22 protein-coding genes are annotated in these 20,302 nt (G+C 73.2%); 12 read left to right on the top strand and 10 right to left on the bottom strand.

Annotation, left to right across the window (positions count from 1 at the left end):
• Positions 1-143: 143 nt before the first annotated feature.
• Positions 144-1,937, bottom strand: coding sequence for an AMP-dependent synthetase/ligase (locus KU893_RS01460; protein ID WP_218232533.1), 1,794 nt, complete (start codon positions 1,935-1,937; stop codon positions 144-146).
• Positions 1,938-2,017: 80 nt separating this feature from the next.
• Between KU893_RS01460 and KU893_RS01455 the strand changes: the two genes are divergently transcribed.
• Genes KU893_RS01455 through KU893_RS01430 form a run of 6 tightly spaced genes read left to right on the top strand, consistent with a single transcriptional unit; the run spans position 2,018 to position 7,227 of the window.
• The gene (locus tag KU893_RS01455; protein WP_218232532.1) at positions 2,018-2,473 is read left to right on the top strand and encodes an SRPBCC family protein; all 456 of its coding nucleotides are present in this window, start codon (positions 2,018-2,020) and stop codon (positions 2,471-2,473) included.
• Positions 2,474-2,495: 22 nt separating this feature from the next.
• Positions 2,496-3,704: an ArsA family ATPase gene (locus KU893_RS01450; protein WP_218232531.1), complete on the top strand. Its 1,209-nt coding sequence runs from the start codon at positions 2,496-2,498 to the stop codon at positions 3,702-3,704.
• Positions 3,701-4,120 (top strand): hypothetical protein, encoded by a 420-nt coding sequence (locus KU893_RS01445; protein ID WP_218232530.1) that lies wholly within the window; start codon positions 3,701-3,703, stop codon positions 4,118-4,120. Before KU893_RS01450 ends, KU893_RS01445 begins: the two co-directional genes overlap by 4 nt.
• Positions 4,117-5,064, top strand: a complete 948-nt coding sequence (locus KU893_RS01440) for an ROK family glucokinase (RefSeq protein WP_218232529.1) — start codon at positions 4,117-4,119, stop codon at positions 5,062-5,064. Before KU893_RS01445 ends, KU893_RS01440 begins: the two co-directional genes overlap by 4 nt.
• A 1-nt stretch (position 5,065) precedes the next feature.
• Positions 5,066-5,974: an ROK family protein gene (locus tag KU893_RS01435; protein WP_218232528.1), complete on the top strand. Its 909-nt coding sequence runs from the start codon at positions 5,066-5,068 to the stop codon at positions 5,972-5,974.
• Positions 5,971-7,227: a glycosyltransferase 87 family protein gene (locus tag KU893_RS01430; RefSeq protein ID WP_218232527.1), complete on the top strand. Its 1,257-nt coding sequence runs from the start codon at positions 5,971-5,973 to the stop codon at positions 7,225-7,227. The genes KU893_RS01435 and KU893_RS01430 overlap by 4 nt, the downstream gene beginning before the upstream one ends.
• Here KU893_RS01430 and KU893_RS01425 read toward each other — a convergent pair.
• Together KU893_RS01425 and KU893_RS01420 are read right to left on the bottom strand one after the other, a co-directional pair.
• Positions 7,175-7,603, bottom strand: coding sequence for a hypothetical protein (locus tag KU893_RS01425; protein WP_218232526.1), 429 nt, complete (start codon positions 7,601-7,603; stop codon positions 7,175-7,177). The two genes, KU893_RS01430 and KU893_RS01425, sit on opposite strands and share 53 nt — an antisense overlap.
• Positions 7,604-7,659: 56 nt before the next feature.
• Entirely contained in the window at positions 7,660-8,448 is a 789-nt protein-coding gene (locus KU893_RS01420) for an alpha/beta hydrolase (RefSeq protein ID WP_246591530.1), read from the bottom strand.
• Between the two features lie 86 nt (positions 8,449-8,534).
• Between KU893_RS01420 and KU893_RS01415 the strand changes: the two genes are divergently transcribed.
• Genes KU893_RS01415 through KU893_RS01390 form a run of 6 tightly spaced genes read left to right on the top strand, consistent with a single transcriptional unit; the run spans position 8,535 to position 13,126 of the window.
• Complete coding sequence (locus KU893_RS01415) at positions 8,535-9,254, top strand: lysophospholipid acyltransferase family protein (protein ID WP_218232525.1); 720 nt, start codon at positions 8,535-8,537, stop codon at positions 9,252-9,254.
• Positions 9,251-10,378: a MacS family sensor histidine kinase gene (gene macS, locus KU893_RS01410; RefSeq protein ID WP_218232590.1), complete on the top strand. Its 1,128-nt coding sequence runs from the start codon at positions 9,251-9,253 to the stop codon at positions 10,376-10,378. Before KU893_RS01415 ends, macS begins: the two co-directional genes overlap by 4 nt.
• Entirely contained in the window at positions 10,375-10,881 is a 507-nt protein-coding gene (locus KU893_RS01405; protein ID WP_218232524.1) for a flavin reductase family protein, read from the top strand. Before macS ends, KU893_RS01405 begins: the two co-directional genes overlap by 4 nt.
• A gap of 21 nt (positions 10,882-10,902) precedes the next feature.
• A complete protein-coding gene (locus tag KU893_RS01400) occupies positions 10,903-11,595 on the top strand; it encodes a response regulator (protein ID WP_218232523.1) in 693 nt (230 codons plus the stop codon).
• A 52-nt stretch (positions 11,596-11,647) separates the two neighbouring features.
• Entirely contained in the window at positions 11,648-12,208 is a 561-nt protein-coding gene (locus KU893_RS01395) for a TetR/AcrR family transcriptional regulator (protein ID WP_218232522.1), read from the top strand.
• A gap of 21 nt (positions 12,209-12,229) precedes the next feature.
• Positions 12,230-13,126 carry a hypothetical protein gene (locus KU893_RS01390; RefSeq protein WP_218232521.1) on the top strand — a complete coding sequence of 299 codons (897 nt, stop codon included), beginning with the start codon at positions 12,230-12,232 and terminating at the stop codon, positions 13,124-13,126.
• Here the strand turns inward: KU893_RS01390 and KU893_RS01385 are convergent.
• From KU893_RS01385 to KU893_RS01355, 7 genes are read right to left on the bottom strand one after another with little or no spacing between them, the layout of a single operon-like run.
• Entirely contained in the window at positions 13,113-13,730 is a 618-nt protein-coding gene (locus KU893_RS01385) for a maleylpyruvate isomerase N-terminal domain-containing protein (protein ID WP_218232520.1), read from the bottom strand. The genes KU893_RS01390 and KU893_RS01385 overlap by 14 nt on opposite strands.
• Positions 13,727-14,548, bottom strand: a complete 822-nt coding sequence (locus KU893_RS01380; protein ID WP_218232519.1) for a DUF1028 domain-containing protein — start codon at positions 14,546-14,548, stop codon at positions 13,727-13,729. The genes KU893_RS01385 and KU893_RS01380 overlap by 4 nt, the downstream gene beginning before the upstream one ends.
• A 33-nt stretch (positions 14,549-14,581) precedes the next feature.
• The gene (locus KU893_RS01375) at positions 14,582-15,622 is read right to left on the bottom strand and encodes a LacI family DNA-binding transcriptional regulator (protein ID WP_257441040.1); all 1,041 of its coding nucleotides are present in this window, start codon (positions 15,620-15,622) and stop codon (positions 14,582-14,584) included.
• Positions 15,623-15,632: 10 nt separating this feature from the next.
• Positions 15,633-17,081: a GH1 family beta-glucosidase gene (locus tag KU893_RS01370; protein ID WP_218232518.1), complete on the bottom strand. Its 1,449-nt coding sequence runs from the start codon at positions 17,079-17,081 to the stop codon at positions 15,633-15,635.
• A complete protein-coding gene (locus tag KU893_RS22425) occupies positions 17,078-17,911 on the bottom strand; it encodes a carbohydrate ABC transporter permease (protein ID WP_218232517.1) in 834 nt (277 codons plus the stop codon). The genes KU893_RS01370 and KU893_RS22425 overlap by 4 nt, the downstream gene beginning before the upstream one ends.
• A complete protein-coding gene (locus KU893_RS23435) occupies positions 17,911-18,957 on the bottom strand; it encodes a carbohydrate ABC transporter permease (protein WP_218232516.1) in 1,047 nt (348 codons plus the stop codon). The genes KU893_RS22425 and KU893_RS23435 overlap by 1 nt, the downstream gene beginning before the upstream one ends.
• On the bottom strand, positions 18,954-20,246 hold the full coding sequence (locus tag KU893_RS01355; RefSeq protein ID WP_257441043.1) for an ABC transporter substrate-binding protein: 1,293 nt from the start codon (positions 20,244-20,246) through the stop codon (positions 18,954-18,956). Before KU893_RS01355 ends, KU893_RS23435 begins: the two co-directional genes overlap by 4 nt.
• Positions 20,247-20,302 lie beyond the last annotated feature (56 nt).

Here is a 20,302-nt window from a genome sequence, read left to right as displayed (position 1 = left end):
CGCACGAGGTGTGAGTGAAAACGCCAAAAGGAGACGAATGATGTCCGATCGCAACCGGCGAGATGGTTCGTCAGGACTATGGTCCCGCCGGCCGCGCCGTTCCGTGACCGGTCGGGGACCGCCCGGACTCGCCGCGGCGGCGCTCAGGAGTAGAGCGCGGCGATGTCGTCGCGGTACTCGCGCATGACGACGTTCCGCTTCAGCTTGAGGCTCGGCGTCACCTGGCCGGCCTCCTCGGTCCAGTCCGTCGGCAGGATCGCGAACTTCCTGATCGACTCGGCCTTCGAGACCGCCTTGTTGGCCTCGTCGACCGCGGCCTGGACCTCGGCGCGCAGGTCGTCGTCGTCGACGAGGTCGGCCACCTTCCCGGTCTTGCCGTGCAGCTCGGCCCACGCCGGGAAGGCCTCCTCGTCGATGGTGACCAGCGCCGCGATGAACGGCTGGCCGTCGCCGACGACCAGGCACTGGCTGACCAGGGCGGAGGCCCGGACCCGGTCCTCGAGGACGGCGGGTGCGACGTTCTTGCCGCCCGCGGTCACCAGGATCTCCTTCTTGCGTCCGGTGATCCGTACGAAGCCCTCGTCGTCGACCTCGCCGACGTCGCCGGTGTGGAACCAGCCGTCGGCGTCGATCGCCTCGGCGGTGGCCTCGGGGTTGTTCCAGTACCCGGTGAAGACCTGGCCGCCGCGGAACAGCAGCTCGCCGTCGTCGGCGATGCGGACGGCGGTGCCGGGCATCGGGCGCCCGACCGAACCGACCTTCTGGGCGTCGGGCAGGTTCACGGTGAGGGCGGCGGTCGTCTCGGTGAGGCCGTAGCCCTCGAGCACGGTGATGCCGACCCCGCGGTAGAAGTGGCCGAGCCGGTCGCCGAGCGGAGCCCCGCCGGACAGCGCGAGCTCGCAGGCGCCGCCGAGCGCGGCACGCAGCCTGCCGTAGACCAGTCGCGAGAACACGGCGTGCTGCGCGCGGACCCGGAGCGGCACCCGGCCGCCGCCGTCGAGGGCCCGGGACCAGGCGATCGCGGTCTCGGCGGCCCGGTCGAAGATCTTGCCCTTGCCGTCGGCGGTCGCCTTCTGCGACGCGGTGTTGAAGACCTTCTCGAAGACGCGGGGCACCGCGAGGATGAAGGTCGGCTGGAAGGTCGCCAGCTGCGGCAGCAGGTTCTTGATGTCGGCGCTGTGGCCGAGGCGGGTGCGGGACTTCACGCAGCCCACCTGGATGATCCGCGCGAAGACGTGCGCCAGCGGGAGGAAGAGCAGCGTGGAGGCGCCCTCGGCGTCGAAGAGCTGCTCCAGCTCGGCGACCGCGACCCCCAGCTCGGTCTGGAAGTTGTCGTGGGTGAGCATGCAGCCCTTGGGGCGGCCGGTGGTGCCGGAGGTGTAGATCAGCGTCGCGAGGTCGGCCGGGCCGGCGGTCGTACGACGAGCCTCCAGGTCGGCGTCGCTGACCCCGGCGCCCAGGTCAGTGAGCGTCGCGACTGCCCCGTCCTCGATGGTCCACAGGTGCTGCAGGTCGGGCAGGGCGTCACGGGTGGCCTCGACCCGGCTGCGGTGGCCGGCGTCCTCGCACACCACGGCCCGGGCGCCGGAGTCGGACAGGATCCAGCTGACCTGCTCCTCCGAGGAGGACTCGTAGATCGGCACGGTGACGGCCCCGGCGAACCAGATCGCGTAGTCGAGCAGCGTCCATTCGTAGCGGGTGCGCGAGATCACCGCGACCCGGTCGCCGGCCCCGACGCCCGCCGCGACCAGGCCCTTCGCCACGGCCGAGACCTCGGCCAGGAAGGCCGTGCAGGACACGTCCTCCCAGCCTCCGTCGGCGCTCGCACGGCTGAACTGCGCCGCCTGCGGCGCCTCGGCCGCGTTGCGGACCACGTCATCGGTGAGGTTGCCCGTCTGCGGGATCTCGACGGTCTGCGGGGTGGAGTACTCGCGCACCTGTGCAGGTTACCGCCGGGTTCGAGACCGCGCGGATGCCGGGCAGCTGCGCGACCTCCGGGTCCGGTAGCCTTCCCGCCATGGCCGAACAGACGTCCTCGTCGATCGTCGTCGATGCCCCTGCCGCCGATGTGATGGCCGTCATCGCCGACTTCGCGGCCTACCCCCAGTGGGCCAAGGGCGTCACCGTGGCCGAGGTGCGCTCGTCGTACGACGCCGGCGACCCGACGCAGGCCGGTCGGGCCCGTGAGGTGTTCTTCGCCCTCGACGTCTCGCCGATCAAGGACGAGTACACGCTCTCCTACGTCTGGGACGGCGACCGCCAGGTCACCTGGACCCTCGTCGAGGGCAAGATGCTCAAGGCCCTCGAGGGTGCCTATGTGCTCCGTGAGACCGGCGGCTCCACCGAGGTCACCTACCGACTGGCCCTCGACGTCTCCATCCCGCTGATCGGCATGCTCAAGCGCAAGGGCGAGAAGATCCTCATCGACACCGCGCTCAAGGGCCTGAAGAAGCGCGTCGAGTCCGGCGCCTGACGGCGCCCAGGCAGGCTGCTCCGTGCGGATCGTTCTCTTCACCGGCAAGGGCGGTGTCGGCAAGTCCACCGTCGCCGCGGGTACGGCGGCGCTGGCCGCGGCGCGGGGCCTGCGCACCCTGGTGATCTCGACCGACGCCGCACACTCCCTTGCCGACGCCTACGGCGCCGTCGGGACCGCGACGGGCTCGACCAACCAGAGCGCCGAGCCGAGCGAGGTGGCCGCGAACCTCTTCGTCCAGCAGGTCGACGCCCAGCTGCGCTTCGAGCAGTCGTGGGCCGACATCCAGCGCTACCTACTCTCCGTCCTCGACGCGGTGGGCATGGACCCGGTCGCGGCCGAGGAGATGACCGTCATCCCCGGCGCGGAGGAGGTGCTCGCGCTGCTGGAGCTGCGCCAGCACGCCCGCTCGGGCGGCTGGGACCTGATCGTGGTCGACTGCGCGCCCACTGCCGAGACGCTGCGCCTGCTGGCCCTGCCGGAGGCGCTCGGCTGGTATCTCGAACGGCTGCTGCCCATCCAGCGCCGGCTGGTCAAGGCGCTGCGCCCGGTCCTCAACCGCGCGGCCGGCGTCCCGATGCCCGGCGATCCGGTCTTCGACGCGATCACCCGCCTGCACGGCGAGCTCGACGACGTGCACGCCCTGCTGTCCGGCCCGGAGTCGTCGGTGCGACTGGTCCTCACCCCGGAGCAGGTCGTGCTCGCGGAGGCACGGCGGGCCTACACCAGCCTGTGCCTCTTCGGGTACCGCGTCGACGGCGTCGTCGCCAACCGGGTCTTCCCGTCGGGCGACGACGACCCGTGGCGCGCGGGCTGGGTCACGGCCCAGAGCGCCGTGCTGCGGGAGGTTGCGCAGTCCTTCGGCGGTCTGCCGGTGTGGACCTCGCAGTACCAGCCGGCCGAGCCCGTCGGGGTGTCCGCGCTCACCGCCCTCGCCAACGACCTGTACGACGGCGCCGACCCGTTCGCCGTACCTGCGGGGGACGGGCCGTTCCGCGTCTCCCGCGGTGACGACGGGGGAGCCGTCGCCCACCTGTCCCTGCCCCACGTGTCCCGCTCGGAGGTCGGCCTCGCCCGCAACGGCGACGAGCTCGTGATGACCGTCGGCTCCTACCGCCGTCTGCTGACGCTGCCGCCGGGCCTGGCCCGGCTGCGGGTGGCCGGAGCGAGCGTGGTCGACGGCGAGCTCCGGGTCAGGTTCACCGAGCCCGAGCCGGTGGAGGCCCGATGACCGACGAGCCCGACGACATGCACGGCCCCGGGCCCCACGACGTCGGCAGCGTGGGCGAGGAGGCGATGAAGCTCCTCGGCGCGTTCGCCGACCTGGCCAGGCAGCACACCGGCGACGCCGCCGGCGGTCTCGGCAACCTGGCAGGGAACCTCGTCGGCGAGGCGGCCTCGATGGCCCACGAGGTCGGCGAGCACATCGCGACCGACGCGGTCGAGTGCAGGTACTGCCCGGTGTGCCGCGTGGTGCACGCCGTGCGGCAGACCTCGCCCGAGGTCAAGGCGCACCTGATGGTGGCGGCGTCGTCGCTGCTGCAGGCGGCCGCCGGCCTGCTGGAGACCCCGTCGCAGGAGGCCTCGGGCCGGACCTCCGAGGTGCAGCGGATCGATCTCGACGACCCGGAGGACCCGACGCCGTGACTGGGAACCTGACGTGTGGGATCGACATCGGCGGCACCAAGATCGCCGGCGCCGTCGTCGACGAGGACGGCACCGTGCTCGCCGAGGGCCGGGTGAACTCCCCGGCGACCGATGCGAGCGCCATCGAGTCCGCGGTGGCCGGGCTGGTCGCCCAGCTCGTCGCCCGGCACCCGGTGACGGCGGTGGGCGTCGGCGCTGCCGGCTACATCCACTCCGACCGCTCGACGGTGCTGTTCGCTCCCAACATCGCCTGGCGCAACGAGCCCTTGGGGGCCGACCTGAGCCGGCTGATCGGGCTGCCGGTCGTCGTCGAGAACGACGGCAACGTGGCGGCCTGGGGTGAGTTCCGGTACGGCGCCGGCCGCGACCACGACGACCAGCTGATGGTGACCGTCGGCACGGGCGTGGGCGGCGGCGTGATCGCCGGCGGCCGCTTGCTGCGCGGCGCCCACGGCGTCGCCGGCGAGATCGGCCACCTCCGGCTGGTGCCCGACGGGCGGTTGTGCGGCTGCGGCAACCACGGGTGCCTGGAGCAGTACGGCAGCGGGAGCGCGCTCGTGCGCGACACCCGCCAGGCGGTGGTGGCCGACCCGGCCGCGGCCCGCGGACTCCTCGAGCGTGCCGGCGGCGACGTCGAGGCGATCGACGGCCCGCTCGTCACCGCGGCCGCGAAGGACGGCGACGCCTTCGCCCGCGCGCGCCTCGCCGACCTCGGCGACGCGCTGGGCCAGGGGATCGCGTCCCTGGCGGCGGTCCTCGACCCCGGCGTGGTGGTCATCGGTGGCGGCGTCAGCGAGGCCCGGGACCTGCTGCTCGACCCGATCCGCGCTGCCTTCGAGCGCGAGCTCACCGGTCGGGGCTACCGGCCGGAGGCCGAGATCCGCCTCGCTGCGATGGGCAACCGCGCCGGAGTCGTCGGCGCAGCCGACCTGGCCCGCGGCTGACATGACCCGCAGCTGGGTCGGTGTCGACGTCGGCGGCACCAAGGTCCTCGCGGTCCGGATCGACGCCTCCGGCGAGGTGCAAGCCACTGCGACCCGACCGATGCCCGGCCGTTCGGCGGGGCCGGAGGCGGTCGAGGAGGCGATCGTGCTCGCCGCCCGGGACGTGGACGGCGGCCGGCCGCCCGTCGCGCTCGGCGTCTCCGCCGCGGGCCTGGTGGACGCGGCCGGTGAGCGCTTCCTGTTCGGCGCCCACCTGCCGTGGCGGGACACGCCTGTCCGCCGTACGCTCGCCGACCGCACGGGACTGACCGTCGTCCTCGACAACGACGCCAACTGCGCGGCGCACGCCGAGCTGGTCGCCGGCGCGGCCCGCGGGGTGGGCTCGGCGCTGCTGGTCACCATCGGCACCGGCATCGGCGGCGCGATCGTCCTCGACGGCCGGGTCGTGCGCGGGGCGCACGGCCTGGCGGGGGAGTTCGGCCACATGCAGGTCGTGCCCGACGGGCTCGCCTGCGAGTGCGGGCTGCGCGGCTGCTGGGAGCAGTACTGCAGCGGGCGCGCCCTCGAACGGGTCACCCGGGTCGCGCTCGGTCGGCACCTCGACGGGCCCGAGGTCACGGCGTTGGCCCGTGCCGGCGACCCGGTCGCGCTCAGCTCGTTCGCCTCGGTCGGTACCTGGCTCGGGATCGGCGTCGCCGGCCTGGTCTCTGCGTTCGATCCGGGGCTGGTCGTCGTCGGCGGCGGGGTGTCCGCGGTGGGCGAGCTGCTGCTCGGACCGGCCCGCACGGCGTTGGTCCACTCGTTGCAGGGCACGGCCTACCGCGCCGTGCCGGCGCTGGTGCCGGCCCTGCTCGGTCCCGAGGCGGGCGCGATCGGTGCGGCCCTGCTCGCCCGGGACGGCCGTTCGTGACCGGCCGGCTGGACCCGGTGCGGGCCTGGCTGCTGTGGGGCCTGAGCCGCCTGGTCCTGGTCGTGCTGCTGGCGAGCGCGGAGTCGGGGTCGTTCTCCGACCTCAACTACTACCGGGTGAGCCTCGACGACCTCGGGGCGGAGGGGGTCGGCGGCACGCTCGCGGAGTACCCCGTGCCGGCGTTCCTGCTGCTCGCGGCGCCCTACGGCCTGCTCTCCGCCGTCGGCGTCACGGCGTCCTACCAGGTGGTCCTCCTGCTGCTGCTGGTGCTGCTGGACGCGGGCTTCCTCGCTGCGCTGCTCCGTCGCTCGGCAACGGTCGCGCCGGTCGCCGTGTGGCTGGCCGCGACCCCGGCGCTGGGCGCGATCAGCTACGCCAGGTTCGACCTCGTCCCCGGTGTCCTGGTGGCGCTGGCGCTGCTGTCCCTCGTCGCGGCGCCGCGCCGGGCGGCGGTGCTCGCCGTCCTGGCCACCGGGCTGAAGTACACGCCCGCCCTCGTGCTGCCCGGGCTCGCGGGCCCGGCCGCGAGCCGGAGTCGGGTCGTCGGGGCCGGGGCCGCGGCCGGGATCGTGCTGGTCGCGGTGAGCATCGCCGTCGGCGGCTGGGACCGGGTGGTGTCGCCGCTGACCTACCAGGGTGACCGGGGTCTGCAGGTGGAGTCCGTCGCCGCGACGCCGGCGATGGTGCGGTGGGCGGTCGCACCCGACGGGTACCGCATCTCCTTCGCCGACTCGCTCGCGTGGGAGGTCGACGGGCCGTGGACGAGCGGCCTGCTGGCTGCGTCCGCGGTCCTCACGGGCGTACTGGGACTCGTGCTCCTCGTGCTGTGGGCGTTCGCCTGGCGCCGCCTGCCCGACCCGCGGACCGGACTGCCCGGCGTGGTCTGGCTGACGCTCGGCTCGCTGACCGCCTTCGTCGTCAGCGGCAAGGTCCTCAGCCCGCAGTACCTGCTGTGGCTGCTCCCGGCGGCCTGCGCCGGACTGGCTCTCCTCGAGGCGGCCGACCGTCGCCGACTCGGCCGCTGGACCGCCGTGCTGCTGGCGGCTGCCGTGCTGTCCCACGTCCTCTACCCGCACGCCTACGGGGCGCTGATCGAGGGACACTCGGGGGCGAGCGCGCCGGTGGTCGGCCTCCTCGCGCTGCGCAACCTCCTGCTCCTCGGCCTCTGCGTCGCGGCGCTGGCGGCGGCGTGGGGTGCGATCAGACGCGTGCCCCGTCGTCCCACGGATCCCGCGGCGAGCCCGGCGTCCTGATCACCAGGTAGCAGAAGCCGCCCACGAAGCCGGCGACCAACAGCCAGCCGAGCCAGCTCGGCATGCCGAGCCCCAGGACGAGGAACACGAGCAGCACCGTCGGCGAGCCGAAGACGCCCAGCCACGCGAGCATCCGGTCGGCGGGCGGCACCGGCACCGGCGGCGCCGCGTCGGGCACGAACCGGTCCTCGTCGACGAGGTCGATCTCGTCGTAGGCGTCGTCGTACCGGTCGTCGTAGAGCTCGTCGCCGCCCTCGGGTGCCGGGCCGGGGTCGTCGTCGGGATCGTCGGGCGGGTCGATCTCGACGCGCTCGCCGTAGTTGTCGATGATCGCCTGCCAGGCGGCGTCGTCGTTGTCCGGGTCGTCCCGCTGCACGCCCTCAGGCTACGCCCCGCGCCCAGCGCGGGGCAGCCTGCCGGTCAGGCCGCCGGTCAGGCCGAGGTGACCCGCTCGACGAACGCCGCCGACTCCGCGAAGATCGTCGGGGCGTCGTTGTCGAGCGTGGCCACGTGGTAGCTCTCCGGCAGGGCGATGCGCGTGACGTCGGTCGACGCGATGCCGTCGAGCACCAGCGGCTCCGAGGCGTCGTCGACGACGTGGTCCTCGGCCGAGCGGAAGTAGATCAGTGGCGCGGTGATCCGCGGCAGGTCGGCGCGCAGCGAGGGCCAGGCCTGCAGCAGCGAGTGGATGGCCTTGAGCGGGGTGCGGGTGTAGCCGTGCTCGTCGATGCCCGGCTTCTTGATGTCGTTGGCGATCGCCGGGAACGACGGCACCAGGTGCTTGAGGACCGGCAGCAGCCTCACGTCCAGGCGCCGCGTGGCGACCGCCGGGTTGACCACCATGACGCCGGCGACCTGGTCGGCCCGGTCGGCCGCCAGCCGCAGCACCAGCGCACCGCCCATCGACAGCCCGCCGACCACGACCGCGTCGTGCTCGGCCCGCAGCGCGTCGAAGGCGCGGGCCAGCTCGGCGTACCAGTCCGCCCAGCGGTGGGTGTTGAGTTGCTGCCAGGTGGTGCCGTGCCCCGGCAGCAGGGGTACGGCGACGCCGTACCCGAGCGCGCCGAGGTGCTCGCCCCACGGGCGCATCGATGCGGGGGAGCCGGTGAAGCCGTGGCTGAGCAGCACGCCGATCCGGCGTCCGCCCGTCAGCTCGGGGCGGGCCGCGATCATCAGTGGCGCGGTCTGGTCGGTCCCGCGGTCCGGGGCGCTCGGAGGCATGACGAGATTGTGCCGCACACCTACTAGGATCCGAGGCAGTGGCATCCGTCCGGGCGGACGCCGGACACTGGGGAAAGGCAGATCGGTTGTTCTACTGGTTCCTGAAGTTCGTCGCCCTCGGGCCGCTGCTGAAGGTCGTCTTCCGCCCCCGGGCCGAAGGCGTCGAGAACGTCCCCGCCACGGGACCGGCGATCCTCGCCAGCAACCACCTGTCGTACGCCGACTGGCTGTTCATGCCGCTGGTGATCCCGCGGATGGTGCGCTTCGTCGCCAAGGCCGAGTACTTCACCTCGCCGGGCATCAAGGGCTGGCTGCAGAAGAACTTCTTCAGCGGCACCGGCAACATCCCGATCGACCGCACCAGTGGTGACGCCGCGTCCGGAGCGCTGGTCTCGGCGAAGCGGGTGCTGGCCGAGGGCGAGCTGTTCGGCATCTACCCCGAGGGCACCCGCTCCCACGACGGCCGCCTCTACCGCGGCAAGACCGGCATCGCCCGACTGACCCTCGAGACCGGTGTCCCGGTGATCCCCGTCGCCGTCGTCGGCACCGATGTCGTGGCGCCCCCGGGCAAGAAGTTCGGCCGGATCGCCCGGCCGACGGTGCGCTTCGGCAAGCCGCTCGACTTCTCGCGCTACGCCGGCATGGAGAACGACCGGTTCATCCTGCGCTCGATCACCGACGAGATCATGTACGAGATCATGCGGCTCTCCCAGCAGGAGTACGTCGACATGTACGCCACCCGCGCCAAGGCGGAGTCGCGCAAGTCCGACCGTGGCGAGGGCGGCGAGCGGAAGCTGGCGTCCTGACCGACCAGGGCACGACCACGCGGGCCGCGATCGCGGTCGAGGACCGCATGTTCCGTGCCCTGGCGGTGCTGCGGGTGGTGGTCCTCGGCTACGCCGTCCTCCTCAACGCCTACCGCGACAACTTCGACCGTCCCGTCCTCGGCTGGGCGTGCGTCGCGGTGATGGTGGTCGCGACGGCGGCCGCCGTCGTCGTGTACGCGGCCCCCGAGCGCCGCGTCCCCGCGGTGCTGCTGGGTGACCTGGCACTCGCCGTGGCACTGCTGCTCGCGACCCCCGTGGCGAAGGGGGACTGGTTCGAGGCGACCATCCCCGGCTACTGGATCGTCGGCGCGCTGCTGGCCTGGGCGGTGCGCTACGGCTGGCGTGGCGGCACGGTCGCGGCGGTGCTGCTCGGCGCGACCGACCTGCTCACCCGCTCCCAGGTCGCCGAGAAGGACTGGGGGAACGTCTTCCTCATCCTCCTCGGGGGCTCGATGGTCGGCTTCGTCTGCGAGTCGCTGAAGGCGATGGCCGCCGAGCGCGACCTCGCCCAGCGTGAGGCCGCTGCCGCCGCCGAGCGGGCCCGGCTGGCGCGTGCCGTGCACGACGGCGTGCTGCAGGTGCTCGCCCTGGTCCAGCGCCAGGGCGGTGAGCTCGGCCGTGCCGCCGGCGTGCAGGAGCAGGCGCTGCGCACCCTGATCCGTTCCCAGGACGCGCTGACCGCGACCCCCCAGGCGCTCGCCGGGCACGCGGACCTCGCCGGCGCGCTGGCCGCGCTGGGGTCGCGCCCCGGTATCGAGGTCGCGCTGCCCGCGGGTGCCGTCGAGCTGCCCGCCCACACCGTGACCGAGCTGGCGGCCGTGGTGCGCGCCTGCCTCGACAACGTCGAGCGCCATGTCGGCCCGGACGCCCGTGCCTGGGTGCTCGTCGAGGACCTCGGCGACCGGGTCGAGGTGAGTGTCCGCGACGAGGGGCCGGGCATCGCGGCCGGCCGGCTGGAGGCCGCCGAGCAGGAGGGGCGCCTCGGCGTGGCCGAGTCGATCCGCGGCCGGATCCACGACCTCGGCGGCAGCGCCACCCTCGACACCGGCCCCTACGGAACCGAGTGGACCCTCGCCGTACCCCGTGGGAAGGAGCGATCGTGACCATCCACAGCACGCACCCGTTCGCCGACGCCGACCCCGACCCCGCCCGGCGGTTCCGCGGCCGGGTCGGCGGGGCCGTCACGCTGTGGACCGCCGGCGACGACCACGACCGCGCCGGGCTCACGGTCACCTCGCTGATGGTCGCGCTGGGTCCCGAGCCGGCGGTGCTGGCGCTGCTCGACCCCGACTCCGACCTCCTGGCGGCCCTGCGCGACTCCGGCCGGGGGGTCGTCCAGCTGCTCTCGTGGGCCGACCGCCAGCTCGCCGAGGCCTTCGCCGGTACGGCGCCCGCCCCGGGCGGGCCGTTCCGCCAGGCCACGTTCGTCACGGAGTCCTCGGGGCCGCGGCTCGCCACGGCCACGACGTGGGCCGGCGTCCGGTTGGCCGGCGAGCGCGAGGTCGGCTGGTCGGTCGAGGTCACCGCGGTCCTCGAGCACGTCGTCGTCGGCGACGATCGAGACCCGCTGCTCCACCGCCGCGGCCGCTACCTCCGCCTCCCGTAGCCGTCCCGTAGGGTCCTGCGCATGACGGACCAGATCCGGGTGATGGTCGTCGACGACCACCCGATGTGGCGCGACGCCGTCGAGCGCGACCTCCAGGCCGCCGGCTTCGACGTGGTCGCCGTGGCGGCGACGGGGACCGAGGCGATCGCGCGGTTCCGGGCGACCCTGCCGCAGGTGGTCGTCCTCGACCTGCAGATCCCCTCGCCCAGCGGCGTCGAGGTGACCGCGCAGGTGCTGGCCGCCGAACCGTCCTCGCGGGTGCTCGTCCTGTCGGCCTCCGGCGAGCAGGACGACGTGCTCGCGGCGGTGAAGGCGGGGGCGACCGGCTACCTGGTCAAGTCCGCCTCGCGCGCGGAGCTGCTGAGCGCCGTACGCCGGGTCGCGGCGGGGGACACCGTCTTCACGCCCGGGCTGGCCGCCCTCGTGCTCGGCGAGTTCCGGCGGATGAACGAGCCGGCCACGCCCCCGGGCGAGCGGCTGACCGAGCGCGAGACCGAGATCCTGCGGATGGTCGCGAAGGGCGTGTCCTACAAGGTCATCGCGGAGCGGCTGGTCATCTCGCACCGCACCGTGCAGAACCACGTGCAGAACACCCTGCGCAAGCTGCAGATGCACAACCGGGTCGAGCTCACCCGCTACGTGATCGAGCAGGGCCTCGACCACGACGACCGCGACGACCACGACGACCGCGACAACCACGACAACGAGGACTGACGGGGTCGGCGTGGCGGATCGGCAGCGGGCGCGACCGCGACAGGACCGGGCGGTGCAGACTCGTCGGCTGCTGCTCGACACGGCGGTGCGGATCCTCGACCGCGACGGCCTCGACCGGCTGACCACCTCGGCGGTCATCCGCGACGCGCACGTGAGCAGTGGGACGTTCTACCGCTACTTCAACGACCGCACCGAGCTGCTCGCCGTGCTCCGCGAGGAGGCGGTGCACGCCATCCGCGACGACCTCATGGTGAGCGTCGTCGACGCCCTGGAGCTCGACGTCGACTCGGCCGTGCGGATGGTCGTGGTCACCCTGGTCGGCGGCTTCGAGCGGCACCGCGGCGTGATCACTGCGATGGTCAACCAGATCCCCGCGGGCAACAACGCCAACGTCCTCCCCGAGATCGAGGCGGACCTGCACCGGCTCGCCTCGCTGCTCCCGCGCCGGCACCGCCCCGACCTCGCACCCGAGCAGCTCGAGGCCGTGGTGTTCATGCTGATGGGCGTGCTGGTCTCGACCTGCCTGCGGATCGCGCTCGGGCGGCCCGACGGCGTCGGCCGGGAGGAGCTGATCGACCTGACCGTCGCCATGATCGGCGCCGGGCTGCGATGAGGGGTCTGGGAGACTCGCACCGTGGCTGACCTGCTGGAGATCGCCGACGAGCTCTACGCCCTGCCGCTGGCGCAGTTCACCCCGGCGCGCGACGCGCGGGCCAAGGAGCTCAAGGGAACGCCGCTCGCCGCGCAGGTCAAGGCGCTGCGCAAGCCCAGCACCGCCGCGTGGGTCGTCGACCTGCTCGTGCGCCGCGAGGCCCCGCAGGTCGACCAGGTCCTCAGCGTCGGCGCCGCCCTGCGCGACGCCCAGCAGGCGATGTCGGCCGGCGAGCTGCGTGCGTTGACCAGGCAGCGCCGCCAGGTCACGGCCGCCGTCACCACGCAGGCGCGGCGGATCGCGGCCGAGGAGGGCCTGCGGGTCACCGAGGCCGTCGCCGAGCAGGTCGAGGCCACCCTCACCGCGGCGATGGTCGACGCCGAGTGCGGACGCGCGGTCCGCAGCGGCCTGCTCGTCAGCGCGCTGCACACGACCGGTCTCGAGCCGATGGCGGCCGACGACCTCGCCAGCGCCGTCGCCGTCCCCGAGGCCCTGGGCTTCAGCGCCACCCCGCGCGCGGCCCCGCGTCCGGGACCGCCCGACCTGCGCGTCGTACCGGACCCGGACCGGGCGGCCAAGGCGACCGCGGCGGCGCGGGAGCGCCTCGAGGCCGCCGAGGAGGAGTACGACGCCGCGCGGGCCGCCCACGACGACGCCTCCGGCGAGGTCGCCCGCCTGTCCGCCCGGTCCCTGCAGCTCGAGGCCGAGACCGACGAGCTGCGCCGCCGCCTCGCCGACCTGGAGGAGCAGGCCGAGGCGCTCGAGGAGGAGCTCGCCGAGGCCGAGGAGGTCCGCGACGGCACCGGCGCCGACCTGCGCACCGCCACGGCCGAGCGCGACGCTGCGGAGCAGGCGCTGGAGAGGCTCAGAGCACGCTGAGCCCGTCCAGCGCACCGGCGCGGCCGGTCGCGGCGAGCAGCAGCGCGCCCGCCCGGCCGCTGCCGAGGGCCAGGTCCGCGGTGATCGCCAGCGCGGCCGCCGCGGCCGTGTCCGGTACGTCGACCGGGAGCCTCAGCGCGCGGGCGAGGTCGGCGGTGTGGACGGCCAGCTCGAAGGTCCGCGTCGGCAGGTAGTCGGCCAGCCGCATCCCACCGACCACCGTCGTGACCAGCTGTTCTGAGGACAGCGACGCGAGCGCCGGGACGACCCGGTCGGCGATCGTGGCGATCGCGGCGGCCGGGTGCTCGCCGAGCAGGGCGCCCGCGGCTCGGCCGCGCTCGGCGACGTCGGGACCGTTGGCGATCGCCCGGGCGGCCCGGAAGTAGTCACCGGGCGAGGCGTGCTCGACGGTGGCCGCCGGGCGGGCGGCGTACTCCTCGACGGTGAGCAGGGCCCGGCTGGTGTGGCCGACCAGCGCCCGCACGTCCCACTCGCCGAGGCCCGGCTGGCTCCACCGGTCACCGACGGCGGCGGTCGTCGTGACGAACCAGGCGGCCGCGTCGGCGAACGCCGTGCACGACTCCTCCCAGGACCCGCCGCTCATCGGCCCTCACCGCGCACGATCGCCAGCACCCGCCGGTCGATCCAGGACAGGTCGGCAGCGGCCCGCATCTCGTGGTTCTCGGTGCCGACCCAGGTGGCGAAGTCGCGGTGCCCGGCGGCGGTCGCGAACGCCTCCAGCTCCTCGCGCAGCGCGGCGTCGACGACGACCTTCTCGTCCTCGGTCGAGGCCGTGAGATAGAGCTCGTGGAGCTCGAGGAGCCGGCCCAGCTCGTCGATCGGGGCGGGGTGGTCGTCGACGCGGAGGTCGACGGCGACGTCGTCGAGGCCGCCGTACCCGGCACCCTCACGGACCACGAGGATCGCGGCGGACTGGCGGCCGCGGCGGTCGCCGCCCTTCTCGTCGCCGGCCGTGAGCGCGGCCAGCAGCCGGTCCTGGAGCGGGGCGTCGGGCGGGCTGGCGAGCCAGGCGTCCTCCATCGCGGCGACGACCTCCTCCCCGGCGAGGCAGTTGCCCTGGATGGCGTAGCCGTCGCCGGTCCGGCCGCCGGCCCAGGGGATGCAGTCGGTGCCGGTGTGCGAGGCGGCGGTGCCGTCGAGGTCGACGATGCCGACCTGGCGGTGCGCCCGGCCCTCGTCCTCCTCGAGGAGGCGCTGAAGCGCGATCGGCGCGGTCGCCCCCTCGTCGAGGTGGGAGAGCGCGAGGCCCTTGTAGGCGACGTTCGCGTCGGCCTGGGTCGCCAGCGCGCCGACGCCCGCGACGGCGGCCGGGACGGCGGACCCGACCGCCAGGAACTTGGACGCGACGGCGACGCCCCAGGTCTCGCCGTCGGCGGAGCGGGCCACGATCGAGAAGGTCATGGCCCAGAGCCTAGAGGTCGCGGTCCCGACGCCTCAGGCGCTGTCGCGCCGGACCAGCGCCGGAGGGAAGATCACCCGCATCGGCCGTGGCCCACGCTGGTCGTTGATCTGCTCCAGCAGCAGCCGCACGGCCTGCTCGGCCATCTCGCCGATCGGGTTGCGCACCGTCGTGAGCGGTGGGGTGGTGCGCCCGGGCACCCCCACGTCGTCGTACCCGATCACGGCGACGTCGTCGGGGACGACGCGCCCGGCGTCGGCCAGTGCCCGCAGCGCGCCGGCAGCCATCAGGTCGGAAGCCGCGACGATGCCGTCGAGGTCCGGAGCCCGCTCGAGCAGCTGGCGGGCGGCCATCTCGCCGCCGTGCTCGGTGAAGTCGCCGTGCCCGACCAGGTCGTCGGCGAGGTGGGCGGCGCGCAGCGCGGCCCGCCAGCCCTTGAGCCGGTCGATGCCGGCGGCCATGTCGCCGGGGCCGGCGATCGTGGCGATCCGGCGACAGCCACGCTCGATGAGCAGCTCGGTGGCAGCCCGCCCTCCGGCGACGTTGTCGGTGTCGACGTAGGCGACCCGGTCGGCGCTGGTCCACGGCCGGCCGATGAAGGCGCACGGCAGCGCGAGGGCAGCCAGGTGGTCGGCGAGCTGGTCGTCGCGGTGGTGGGAGACCACGATGGCACCGTCGACATGGCGGCTGCCGAGGTAGCGCAGCAGTCGCCGCTCGTCGCCCGGTCGGGCGAGGAGGAGCACGAGCTGAAGGTCACGGGCGGCCAGCATCCGGTTGACGCCGCGCAGGGTGTGCACGAAGAACGGGTCGGAGAACACGCGCTCGTCGGGTTCGGGGACGACCAGCGCCACCGAGTCGGTACGACGGGTGACCAGGCTGCGCGCGGCCGGGTTGGGTGTGTAGCCGAGCTCCCGCACCGCGGCCTCGACGGCGGCGCGTGCCGTGGCCGAGACCCGGTCGCCGCCGTTGATCGCCCGGGACGCGGTCGCCCGCGAGACGCCGGCCCGCGACGCCACCTCGTCGAGGGTCGGTGCCGACGCCTGGCCGGGGGGCAGGTCGCTGGACGGACGGCTCACCCGGGGCACGCTAACCGACTTCCGGCAGGCGCCCCGTGCGGGCGACTGCGGCGAGATACCGGGCGCTGGCCTTGGGGGTGCGTCGTTGGGTCGTGAAGTCGCAGTGCACGATGCCGAACCGCTGCTCGTAGCCGTAGGCCCACTCGAAGTTGTCGAGCAGGCTCCACGCGAAGTAGCCGCGGACGTCGACGCCGGCCGCCATGGCGGCGTGCAGGGCCCGCAGGTGCCCGTCGAAGTAGGCGACCCGCTCCGGGTCGGTCACGCTGCCGTCCGCGGCGACGACGTCCGGGTAGGCGGCGCCGTTCTCCGTGATGTGGATCGGTGGCAGGTCGTAGTCGCGGTGCAGCCCCACGAGGAGGTCGGTCAGCCCGTCGGGCTGGACCTCCCAGTCGATCCCGGTGACGGGGAGCCCACGCCGCGGGAACACGACGTGCTCACCGCCGGGGAACGGCGAGCTGGTCGGCCGGGACGGGTGGGGGATCCGTGAGCCGAGCAGCTCGGCCGCCGGGTGTGCCCGGCCGGAGGCGGCGTCCCCGTGGTAGTAGTTCACGCCCAGGAAGTCGATCGGTGCGCCGATCAGCTCGAGGTCGCCGTCGTGCACGAAGTCCTGCCAGGCGTGCCCGCGCCAGGTCATGCCCTCGGTGTGTGCGGCCAGGCCGTCGTCGTACTTGCCGCGGAGGACGGGGTCCAGGAACACCCGGTTCCAGAGCTGGTCGACGCGCTGCGCCGCGGCGACGTCGGCCGGCTCGTCGGCGTCGTACGGCTCGGCGAGGGTGAGGTTGAGCGTGATGCCCAGCTGGTCCCCGGGGGCGCGCTGCCTCAGCTCGTCGAGCGCCTTGCCGTGCGCGAGCATCAGGTGGTGCGCGGCGATGACGCCGGCGACGCCCTCCTGGCGCCCCGGCGCGTGCTGGCCGCCGGTGTAGCCGAGGAAGGCGCTGCACCACGGTTCGTTGAAGGTCGTCCAGTGGTGCACGCGGTCGCCGAGGGCGTCGTGCACGCTCAGCGCGTACTCGACGTAGCGCTCGACGGTGTCGCGGTTGAGCCAGCCGCCCTCGTCCTCGAGGGTCTGGGGCAGGTCCCAGTGGTAGAGCGTCGCCCAGGGCAGGACGCCTGCGCCGAGCAGCTCGTCGACCAGCCGGTCGTAGAAGCCGATGCCGGCCGGGTTGGCCGCGCCGCCGTCGGGACGGACCCGCGGCCACGCGATCGAGAACCGGTACGAGCCGAGGCCGAGGTCACGGACCAGGGCGACGTCCTCCGGCATCCGGTGGTAGTGGTCGCAGGCGATGTCGCCGGTGTCGCCGTTGCGCACCGCGCCGGGCACGCGGCTGAAGGTGTCCCAGACGGACGGCGTACGGCCGTCGGCGTCGACCGCTCCCTCGATCTGGTACGACGCCGTGGCGGCGCCCCAGAGGAAGTCGGCCGGGAACTGCAGGTCGGTGGCGGGGGTCGTGGGGGTCATCCCTTGACGGCTCCTTGCATGATGCCGGTGACCAGCTGGCGACCGGCGAGGACGAAGAGCAGGAGCAACGGGAGGGTGGACATCCCGGCGCCTGCGAGGACGAGTGCGTGGTCGGTGGTCTGGCCCTGCCCGGTCACGGCGAGCGCGTCGAGCGCCGTCTGCAGGGTGTTCTTCGTGTCGAGCGCGACGAGTGGCCACATGTAGTCCGTCCACACCTGCATGAAGGTGAACAGGAACAGGATCGCCATCGCAGGACGGGCGGCGGGCACCGCGACGGTCCAGAAGGTCCGCAGCATGGTGCAGCCGTCCATCCGGGCGGCCTCGATCAGCTCGTCGGGCACGGCGTCGACGAGGTACTGCCGCATGAAGAAGACGCCGAACGCGGTGACCAGGGTGGGCAGTGCGACGGCGGCGAGGGTGTCGAGCAGCCGGTAGTCCCGCATCAGGATGAACAGCGGCACCATCGCCAGCTGCACCGGGACCGCCATGGTCAGGACCACGAAGCCCATCAGCACGCTGCTCCCACGGAACCGGAGCTTGGCGAACGCGTAGCCGGCCAGCGTGGAGAAGAACACGACCGACACGGCACAGGCGGTCGAGACGATCAGCGAGTTGGCCAGTGCCTGCCAGAAGTCGATCGTGTCGAGCACCTTGCGGGCGTTCTCCCAGAAGTGCCCACCGGGCAGGATCGGCGGCGGGAACTGCTCCGCCTCCGCCTTGGTGTGCGAGCCGATGACGAACGACCAGTAGAGCGGCAGCGCGGAGCCGAGCACGAAGGCGGCGAGGAGGCCGTAGACGAGGAAGCCCGGACGGCGGTCGATGGTGGCCACTAGGCGCTCCTTCGCGTCAGGAGTCGGGTGAGGGTGAAGTTGAGGACGGCGATCGCGACGATGATCAGGAAGAGGATCCAGGCGGCGGCCGAGGCTCGGCCGTAGAACTGGTCCTCGATGCCCTTCACGTACACGTAGAGCGTCGTCGTCATGAACTGGTGGTCGGCGCCGCCCTCACGGCTGGGGGTGTCGTCGAAGAGCCGCGGCTCCGTGAAGACCTGCAGGCCGCCGATCGTGCTGGTGACGATGACGAAGACCATCGTCGGCCGGATCAAGGGCAGCGTGATCGAGAGGAACTGCCGGACTCTGCCGGCGCCGTCCAGCGCCGCGGCCTCGTAGAGGTCGCGGGGCACCGCCTGCATGGCGGCCAGGAAGATCAGCGCGTTGTAGCCGGTCCAACGCCAGTTGACCATGCCCGCGATCGCGAGGTGGCTCCACCAGCGGTCGACGTGCCAGCGGATGCCGTCGAGGCCGAGCTCGCGCAGGAAGCCGTTCACGACGCCCGACTGGTCGGCGAAGAGGCTCCCGAAGATGAGCACGGCGGCAGCCGGCGCCACCACGAAGGGCAGCAGCACGCTCATCCGCCAGAAGGTGCGTCCCCGCAGCCGGGTGTCGAGCAGGCCGGCGATCGAGACCGCCAGCAGCACCTGCGGGACCGAGCTCATCAAGAAGATCGAGAAGGTGTTGACCAGTGAGGTGCGGAAGACCGGGTCCTTCAGCACCCAGACGAAGTTGTCGAGGCCGACGAAGTCGCCGCGCACGTAGTACGCCCGGTTCCAGTCGTGGACGGCCAAGAACCCGGTGTAGAGCAGCGGGAAGAGCCCGACCAGCGCGAAGAGGATGAAGAACGGCGAGACGTAGAGGTAGGGCGACAGCTTCAGGTCCCAGCGCGAGCGGCGCTGCCGCCGGAGCAGCCGCCGTCGGGCGGCGTCGTCGCTCGCGGACGGCTCGGTCCGGTGCGGCCTGCCGGCCGGGGTGGGAGACCCGCTCGCCGGGGAGGTCGCGGTGACCTCCCCGGCGCGCGAGTCCGGGACCTGCTGGGTCACTGCAGGGCGGCGACGTCGGAGAGGAACGTCTCCCACGACTTGTCGGGGTCGGTGCCCTGGTCGACGCGGTTGATGGCGTCTTGGAACTTCTGCAGGATGTCGGAGTAGAGCGGCCCGTGGTAGGGCTGCACCGTGATCGCTGCGGCGCGGTTGGAGAAGATCTCACCGGCCGGGGCGTCGTTGAAGTACGGGTCCGTGGCCGCCAGGACGGACGGGTCGGCCAGCGCCTCGACCTGTGAGGGGAAGTTGCCGGTGACGGCGAAGACCTTCGCCTGCTGCTCGGGAGCGGTCAGCCAGCTGGCGAACTGCTGCGCGTCGTCCTGGTGGGTCGACGACTTGGGTACGGCGAGGTACGAGCCGCCCCAGTTGCCGCCACCGCCGGGGAAGACGTCGGCGATGTCCCACTGGACGCCGTCCGGGGCGGGGTCGCCCTGGTTGGACTTGATGTTGGCGCGCATCCAACCGGGGCACGCGACGGTGGCGACACCGGCCTTCGTGAAGGAGGCGGTCCAGTCGGCACTCCACTGCGCGGCCCGGGAGCCGAGGTCGACGTGCTCGGCGACGGTGTCGAAGACCTGGCGCAGCTCAGGCGAGCTGACGTCGACGGTGTTGTCGGCCTGCTCGAAGGGGAACTCGACCTGGTTGAGCATCGCCTGCGCGACGGACCCGGAGGCGTCGTACCAGTTGGCCTCGGGAACGGCCTTCTTGAACTTCTCACCGGTGGCGAAGAAGTCGTCCCAGGTGCCGAGGAGCGCGGCGACCTCGGCCCGGTCGGTCGGCAGGCCGGCCTTCTCGAACAGGTCGGCGCGGTAGCAGATCGCCTCGGGGCCGGCGTCGGTCGCGTAGCCGACGAGGGCGCCGTCGGCCGTGGTGGCGGCCTCGGTCTTGAAGTCCAGCCAGCGGCCGGCGAGGTCGTCGGAGGAGAGGTCGACCCAGCGCTCGGGTGCGGCCACCAGGGCGGGCATGAAGTCGCCCTCGACAGCGACCACGTCGGGCAGGCCCTTGTTGGCCTGCAGCTTGGTCTGGAGGTCGGCCTTCCAGGTGTCCCACTTGCCGACCTTGGTCTGCTTCACCTGGACGTCGGGATGGGCGGCGTTCCACTCCTCGATGAGCGCGTCGTAGCCGAACTCGCCGAAGGTGGTGATGGTGAGCGCCTCGCCGTCGTCGAGCTTCTTCTGCTCGGCGGACTTGGTGGGATCGTCTCCGGAGCCGCACGCGCTCGTCGCGAGGACGAGCGACGCGACGGCCGCCGAGGCGAGCAGTCGGGTGGATCGGCGGATCTGGTGCACGGTGATGCTCCTCGGGGTGGGACGCGATGCGGGGGCTGCCGCCGGGTGCTTCGGAT

The sequence above is a fragment of the Nocardioides daeguensis genome, assembly GCF_019192965.1.
GTDB classification, from domain to species: domain Bacteria; phylum Actinomycetota; class Actinomycetes; order Propionibacteriales; family Nocardioidaceae; genus Nocardioides; species Nocardioides daeguensis.
The sequence above is the reverse complement of the archived record's forward strand: the minus strand, read 5'-3'. Positions and strand labels throughout refer to the sequence as shown.

Bases quoted from the DNA above. Each gene is read 5' to 3' on its own strand.
- KU893_RS01455 (WP_218232532.1), top strand. From the start codon at position 2,018: ATGGCCGAACAGACGTCCTCGTCGATCGTCGTCGATGCCCCTGCCGCC.
- KU893_RS01445 (WP_218232530.1), top strand. From the start codon at position 3,701: ATGACCGACGAGCCCGACGACATGCACGGCCCCGGGCCCCACGACGTC.
- KU893_RS01435 (WP_218232528.1), top strand. From the start codon at position 5,066: ATGACCCGCAGCTGGGTCGGTGTCGACGTCGGCGGCACCAAGGTCCTC.
- KU893_RS01420 (WP_246591530.1), bottom strand. From the start codon at position 8,448: ATGCCTCCGAGCGCCCCGGACCGCGGGACCGACCAGACCGCGCCACTG.
- KU893_RS01400 (WP_218232523.1), top strand. From the start codon at position 10,903: ATGACGGACCAGATCCGGGTGATGGTCGTCGACGACCACCCGATGTGG.
- KU893_RS01385 (WP_218232520.1), bottom strand. From the start codon at position 13,730: ATGAGCGGCGGGTCCTGGGAGGAGTCGTGCACGGCGTTCGCCGACGCG.
- KU893_RS01380 (WP_218232519.1), bottom strand. From the start codon at position 14,548: ATGACCTTCTCGATCGTGGCCCGCTCCGCCGACGGCGAGACCTGGGGC.
- KU893_RS01370 (WP_218232518.1), bottom strand. From the start codon at position 17,081: ATGACCCCCACGACCCCCGCCACCGACCTGCAGTTCCCGGCCGACTTC.